The organism is Pseudomonas nicosulfuronedens (assembly GCF_005877905.1).
GTDB classification, from domain to species: Bacteria; Pseudomonadota; Gammaproteobacteria; order Pseudomonadales; family Pseudomonadaceae; genus Pseudomonas; species Pseudomonas nicosulfuronedens.
The window spans coordinates 1-5,890 of record NZ_SWDV01000077.1 but is presented as its reverse complement, the minus strand read 5'-3'; the positions used below and the strand labels follow the sequence as shown (position 1 = coordinate 5,890).

Annotated in this window: 6 protein-coding genes and 1 pseudogene; 6 read left to right on the top strand and 1 reads right to left on the bottom strand. The window is 59.8% G+C overall.

The window, feature by feature from the left end; translation table 11 throughout:
- The 6 genes from FAS41_RS30085 to FAS41_RS30060 form a co-directional block, all read left to right on the top strand.
- The coding region (locus tag FAS41_RS30085) for a PRTRC system ParB family protein (protein ID WP_246084974.1) at window positions 1-1,802 on the top strand (1,802 nt) is incomplete at its 5' end.
- 13 nt (window positions 1,803-1,815) lie between these two features.
- A complete protein-coding gene (locus FAS41_RS30080; RefSeq protein ID WP_024766601.1) occupies window positions 1,816-2,283 on the top strand; it encodes a hypothetical protein in 468 nt (155 codons plus the stop codon).
- 10 nt (window positions 2,284-2,293) lie between these two features.
- Window positions 2,294-2,506 (top strand): PRTRC system protein C, encoded by a 213-nt coding sequence (locus tag FAS41_RS30075; RefSeq protein WP_138526918.1) that lies wholly within the window; start codon window positions 2,294-2,296, stop codon window positions 2,504-2,506.
- Window positions 2,507-2,608: 102 nt separating this feature from the next.
- Window positions 2,609-3,988: a hypothetical protein gene (locus tag FAS41_RS30070; RefSeq protein ID WP_138526917.1), complete on the top strand. Its 1,380-nt coding sequence runs from the start codon at window positions 2,609-2,611 to the stop codon at window positions 3,986-3,988.
- Window positions 3,975-4,676: a PRTRC system protein B gene (locus tag FAS41_RS30065; RefSeq protein ID WP_138526916.1), complete on the top strand. Its 702-nt coding sequence runs from the start codon at window positions 3,975-3,977 to the stop codon at window positions 4,674-4,676. The genes FAS41_RS30070 and FAS41_RS30065 overlap by 14 nt, the downstream gene beginning before the upstream one ends.
- On the top strand, window positions 4,673-5,428 hold the full coding sequence (locus tag FAS41_RS30060) for a PRTRC system ThiF family protein (RefSeq protein WP_138526915.1): 756 nt from the start codon (window positions 4,673-4,675) through the stop codon (window positions 5,426-5,428). Before FAS41_RS30065 ends, FAS41_RS30060 begins: the two co-directional genes overlap by 4 nt.
- 342 nt (window positions 5,429-5,770) lie before the next feature.
- On the opposite strand, the pseudogene FAS41_RS30055 reads toward FAS41_RS30060, so the two are convergent.
- Window positions 5,771-5,890 (bottom strand): annotated as a pseudogene (locus tag FAS41_RS30055) (SMC-Scp complex subunit ScpB); the annotation flags it as partial.

Genomic DNA, 5,890 nt, shown 5'->3' with positions numbered 1-5,890 from the left:
CTCAAGCCCAAGTTCAAGAAGTCGCTGTATCCCGTATACGCCGCAATCCGAAAATTGACCCGCGCAAGGGCCGAAAGAAAGCGAGCTATTCAGCTTTTGTTGAAAGTGTCCGAGCAAATGGCGTACTTCAACCAATCCTTATCCGTCCGGTTAGTGATGATCCGTATTACGACTTCGAAGTTGTGTTCGGCAATACCCGCCACGCCGCCTCCATTGACGCGGGCAAGACGACGATTGCCGCAGAAATTCGCGGTATGAGCGATGAAGAAGCACGCATGCTGGCAGCGGTTGAAAACCTGCAGCGGTCTGACCTCACACCCATTGAAGAAGCACAGCACGCCGTGGTGCTGCTGGCTGACAACGCGAATGACCATGCAGCCGTCATGAAGGCGCTGGGATGGTCGCGCACTATGCTCGACAGCCGCATCCTGCTGTCGCACGCCTGTGATGCCGTTGCAGAGGCGCTGCTGGAGGATCAGATCAGGATTGGCCACGCCGAACTGCTTTGCCGCCTTCCAGCTGCCGATCAGCCGGCCATCCTTGGCCGGATCATCGAAAAGGGATACTCCGTTGTCGATACCCGCGACCGCCTGCTGACACTCACCCGCGATCTTGGATCGGCGCGATTCGACACCGAAGAATGCCGCTCCTGTGTCCATAACTCGGGTGCTAATGCTGACCTGTTCGAGGTGAGTCTTGGGGAATCGCGCTGCCAGAACGCGGTCTGCTGGAACCGAAAGACCGCTGCGCTCATCGAGGTGAAGCTGATCGACGCGCAGCAAGAGTTCGGCGTCGCCCATACCGACAAGACTCTGCCCCAGGACGGATATATCCGTCTGGAAGCGAAGGGCTCCACCGGGGTCGGCGAAACCCAACTCGCGGCTTGCGTCACCTGCTCCAACTACGGGGCGGTGGTATCCACCACTGCTGGGCGCGAGGGTGAGGTGGTAGGCGGCTACTGCTTCGACCGAAAGTGCAACGCCGATAAACATGCTCAGTACAAGGCACTGGTCGCTGAGGCGTCGGGAGCTGCCACACCACCACAGCAGCCAGACGGGAACACCACCGGGGGCAGCGCCGGGCCTCGCCAGCCCGCCAGTGAACCGGGCACGTCCCGAAAACCGGGGGCAACCTCGACACCAGCGCAACCGGCGCAGTTGAAGCGAGCGATCCGCCGCGAGGCATTCACGCTGTACAGCCGGATGGCGACCAAGGCAGTAATGGATGACCGTCGCCTTGCTCTCGCAGTGGCTGTCACCAGCATGTACTTCGACGTGCGCAACGAGATTCCAAGCCAATTGCGGGAACGCATGGAGGGCAACCTCGGGATACAAGGCCGGGGCCTTATCAGCAACCAGCGCGCTGATCTGGAAGTGAAACTTGCGCAGCGCACCGAGGACGACCTGATGCGACTGCTGTCGAGCATGGCGGCGTGCAGCGTGTTCCGCACTGACGCTACCGACCAGTTCGACAAATCGGTGTCGGGTCGCCAGTCGCTGGCATTCATCCAGCACGCAGGCATTCAACCAGTCGAGCACTTCCAGATGAATGAGGCGTACCTCAAGGCGCAGGTGAAGGCCGGCATCGTGGAGGACTGCAAGCGGTCTGGATTCGCCGAGAAATACAACGAAGTCAACGGCGAGAAAGCGTTTGAGAAACTCGCCACTGGCAAATCGGAAGACCTCATCAAAGCGGTCCTCGCATTCACCCAGTTCAATTGGTTGGGATATCTGCCGGCTGCGTTAGAACTATCGGCACAGGGAGGCAAATCGGCCCCCCGCTCCCAACAAACCGCAGCCTGAACAGGAACCGATCATGAGCACCACTTTCTTCTCCGCAGTGGCACCGGCAGTAGCGAACGCCAAGCAGCGCATCACCGTAGACATCGAAGGGCTGGGTGAAGGCCGAATCAAGGTTCTGCTCAGTGCGAACCTCGGCCCAACGCCGGAAAAAGCAACTGACGCAGAGGCGGCGCTGCGGGCGGCGCTGGCTAAGCCGCTGGTGGTCGCGGGCACCCCAGCCGAAGTAGAGGCTGCACTACTTGACCGTGTGACCCACCACATTCAGGCGGTCAACGAAGGCTCGGCAATGCTGGAGCAAATTCGCTCCCTGGGCGCTCAAGCAATTGCTGCGGTACAGAAGCCTGCAACCAAGCCTGCGGCCACTGTTGAGGCTTCTGACGAGGATGACGAAGAGGCAGGTGACTCCCAGCCGCCTGCGGCGGAACACGCTCAGCAGCCCGCTGCGCCGGCTCCCTTCGACAGCCTTGCCGCCTCGTTCTAAGGATATCCCCATGACTGTTGCAGTGATTTCTCTGGACCGAGTTTTCCGCATGTCTGGCCGTGATTTGCCGGACCCGAACCCCAGCATGGAAGTCGAGGCAGTTCTCAAGCACTACGCCCGCCAGTACCCCCGCCTCACCGGGGCCAAGATCGTCCCCCCCATTCAGGAAAACGACACCTATGTCTATGAATTCCGAGAAGCCGGGTTCGGCGCCAAAGGCTGATCCCTTGTCCATCCTCAAAAGCTGGGAGCGCGGCGACCTAACTGCCCGCGTCTCTCCAGCCGAGGACGATGACTCACTTTCACAGCACCAGAAGAGGCGGTTATGGGCGCTGCTGCAATCTCCCTCAACACCCGGCGTTATCAGCTTCCCCCTTCCGCGCTGAATCCGTTCGCGCTGCCCGGCATCGCGCAAGCGATGCGGGTAGCCCAGAACGAGCAGTTCGCGCTGTCCAACGCTTCCTGTGTGGACTTTAAAGGGCACAGCGCGCTTTGCACGCAGGCTCTGGACAGCGGGCTGATCGGCCCCGAGGCTCTGGAGTGGCTGGAGCATTACCCGAACGCCTATGGCCTTCATCGGCTGACTGGTGAGGTCGTTGCCGGCATCGAGCGTGTTCTAGCTCTCCCAACCAAGGGGTTGTTCAAGGACAAAGCCGCTCTGCTCAAAAGCTTAACCACTCCCTACGCCGATCCCTGTGTTGCCGCTGGGGCAACCCTGCACTGTATCGACGCCAGCCTCATTCAGATCGATGCGGTGGCCGAACTCATTGAGCAAGGGCCTGACTGCGCTAGCGCCCTGTTCGACAAGATCGGCGCAGCGCTGGATGGTGTCCTTACCCTTCCCGAGCCTGCTGAAAGCAGCATCGAGCGAGGTATCCAAGGGGAGCACTACGTTCTCGAAGGCGGGTGCTTCTCGGAGTTTTTCCTCGAACTCCCCGAAGTGGATGACTTCCATGAGGTCCGCGTCATCCTGTTCAAGACCTTGGACGCGATGACGCACTACCTCATCCCCTTCAACACGCCGGCTACGTTCCTCGGCGAGGGCAGCTACTACAACCACGAAGTCGCCGGGGCCTACGCCTCGTTGAAGCAGATGGTCAGTGCAGCAACAGTGGAGCAAATGACGGAATACCTGCTCACCACGCCGGACGAGCAGTTGGGCTTCGATACCTGGAGCTTTACCGGCGACGAAGGATTCGACGAGGAATCTGCGGAGCGTTTCGCCGCGATGTTGGTGGAGATGCATGAACTGACCGAGCTGTCGGGCTTCTATCTGGGGGCCGACAAGCCGCAGGAGATGCGAACCCTGCGTAGACAGGCGTTAGAGGCAATGAAGGCAGGCAACCCCTACTCCGACACGCTGATGGTCTTGGTTGAGGCGCTGGAACTGTGCCTGTCCAAAGCCGAACAGGGTTACTGCTTTGACCACGACCTTCACAGCATGGCAGGGACGGCGAGCGATGGCATGACGTTCTTCGAAAGCATCGTGGTTCAGGTTTCTGGGGATTTTCCAAACCTGCTGGATAGTACCTATGAAGGTTACGACGGGCAGGTACACGGGTGCGGCTACCCCGCAATCGGGTTGCCCCTGAAAGGCCCGGAGATGGCAAGCCAAACGCTTCCGATACTCCGTGATACCGCCTCCTGCATACAGCTACTGGGCAAAATCTGCGAATCCCTAGGAACCCCCAATGATCAGCAATGAGACCACCAGCAAAGCCATGCTCATTCACCACCACGCGCAGACCGGGCAGGTGAACGTCACCAGTCATGACGTGCTCGCAATCGAGGGCGGCAAAGGATTTGTTCTCGGGGCGGGCCGAGCGTTCAGCGAGCACGACAAACGATCCTTGGTCGAACTGCTGCTGAACGAGCAGCCGCAGATCGAGTTCGTTCCGAGCAATCTGGTAGTGCGCGGTCGCGGCTGCTTGGTCTGGTATGTGGCTCCGCAAGTGATCGATGTGCCGTTCCCCGAAGCCACCATTAAAGCGCCGCTTCCGGGCCTGATCTTCTGCGCTGGCGAAGGAAAGCCTCTGCGCTGCTTTGCTTACAAGGGAAACAAGCGCCCGGAGCCGAGCACCCCGCTGTTCTACGCACCGCTGGGCAACGTCTATCAGGATGGTAACTTCTGCACTGGCAACGTGAAGCTACCGCAGGAAGTTCTGGTGGAAAACATCCCCACCTGGGAGCGGTTCGTACTGGAGAGCGTCAATACCCACCTCGGTTCCGTCACGCCCATCAAGGGGTGCGAGAACTTCTCGGGGATGGTCGCTTACTACCGTGGCTTGGCCGAATCCAGGGCGAAAAAATTCCCTGCAAAATCGCTTGTCCCGGTCATGCGCTATCGCGATCAGGTCACCCTTGAGGCGATTGTGCAGGAGGCCCAGCGATGAGCGCGGCGGTTGCGATCAAGCCGGCCATGACCACGTTCAAGGCCCCAAACGACTGGCTCTCGTCGCCAATCAACATCGTCGTGATCGGTGCCGGGGGCAACGGGAGTGAAGTGGTGGACTGCCTCGCGTCTTTCCATCACGCAATCCGTTCCCTTGGCCATCCCTATGGGCTGAAAGTCACGATCATCGATGACAGCGTTGTGCGCGAGCCGAACCTCGTCCGCCAGCGGTTCTGGACATGCGACCTCGGGCACTTCAAAGCCGTCAGCCTTGCGAACCGCTACAACCTGATGCTCGGCATGCAGTGGGTGGGCCTTCCCTATCGTTTCCCCTGCGTGGAAACCGAAGAGGCCATAGCGCACGCCGCCCTCATCATCAGCGCAGTCGATGTCCCCTCCGCAAGGGTTGCTATCGGGAACCTGAAAGCCAAGGCCATGTGGCTGGACTTGGGCAACGATGCGCGGCATGGACAGATCGTGTTTGGTGCCATCGACGCCAAGCTGCGCAAGACGTTCCCCAACGTGCTCGACGCCTACCCGGAGATACAGACCCTGCCTGATGACACCAGCAAATCGTGCTCGGTCGCTGAGTCGCTGCGCAGCCAAGACTGTCTAATCAATCGGGCCGTCACTACTGCCGGCATGACCATCGTTTGGGAACTACTTCGGTACGGTGAAACCAGCAAGCACTGGCTGATGGTCAACCTTGAAACTGGCGAACAGAGCGCCTTCCCCTTCCCAGCTTCCGCCTGACACCGGGCTATCCGGACGGCATACGTCTCCAACTACCCCGGCCCTGCCGGGGTTTTTTATGGCTCGCGGTTGGCCTTGGCCTGCCACAGCATTCCTGGTTGGGCATTCACTTTCAGCAGCAACCACTTGGCCGGCTGCGGAGGGAATAACTCGCCTCACGTCCCTTACCGATCCTCACAAGCAGATTCAGCATGAGTCGAGTTTCTGCAATTGAGCTTCCTGTATCCGCGACCACTTCCCTGCAGTGAACTCCTGACCACCAGGTGGCCGCCTATTCAATTTGCGGGTAGGCATGCGCTATCTTGGGGCTAATGTCATCGCGACAGCAGAGCCCGAGATCACAAGGAAGGTGCGGGTGGTGGCGAGCATGGCGGGGCGGCCGGGGACTTCACGGTAACCGACGATGCGGATCCACTCGCGCTCCATCAGCGTCTTGACGATCTGGGTGTTCACCGCAACGCC

Coding starts and splice junctions, on each gene's coding strand:
- FAS41_RS30080 (WP_024766601.1), top strand. CDS start 1,816: ATGAGCACCACTTTCTTCTCCGCAGTGGCACCGGCAGTAGCGAACGCC.
- FAS41_RS30075 (WP_138526918.1), top strand. CDS start 2,294: ATGACTGTTGCAGTGATTTCTCTGGACCGAGTTTTCCGCATGTCTGGC.
- FAS41_RS30070 (WP_138526917.1), top strand. CDS start 2,609: ATGGGCGCTGCTGCAATCTCCCTCAACACCCGGCGTTATCAGCTTCCC.
- FAS41_RS30065 (WP_138526916.1), top strand. CDS start 3,975: ATGATCAGCAATGAGACCACCAGCAAAGCCATGCTCATTCACCACCAC.
- FAS41_RS30060 (WP_138526915.1), top strand. CDS start 4,673: ATGAGCGCGGCGGTTGCGATCAAGCCGGCCATGACCACGTTCAAGGCC.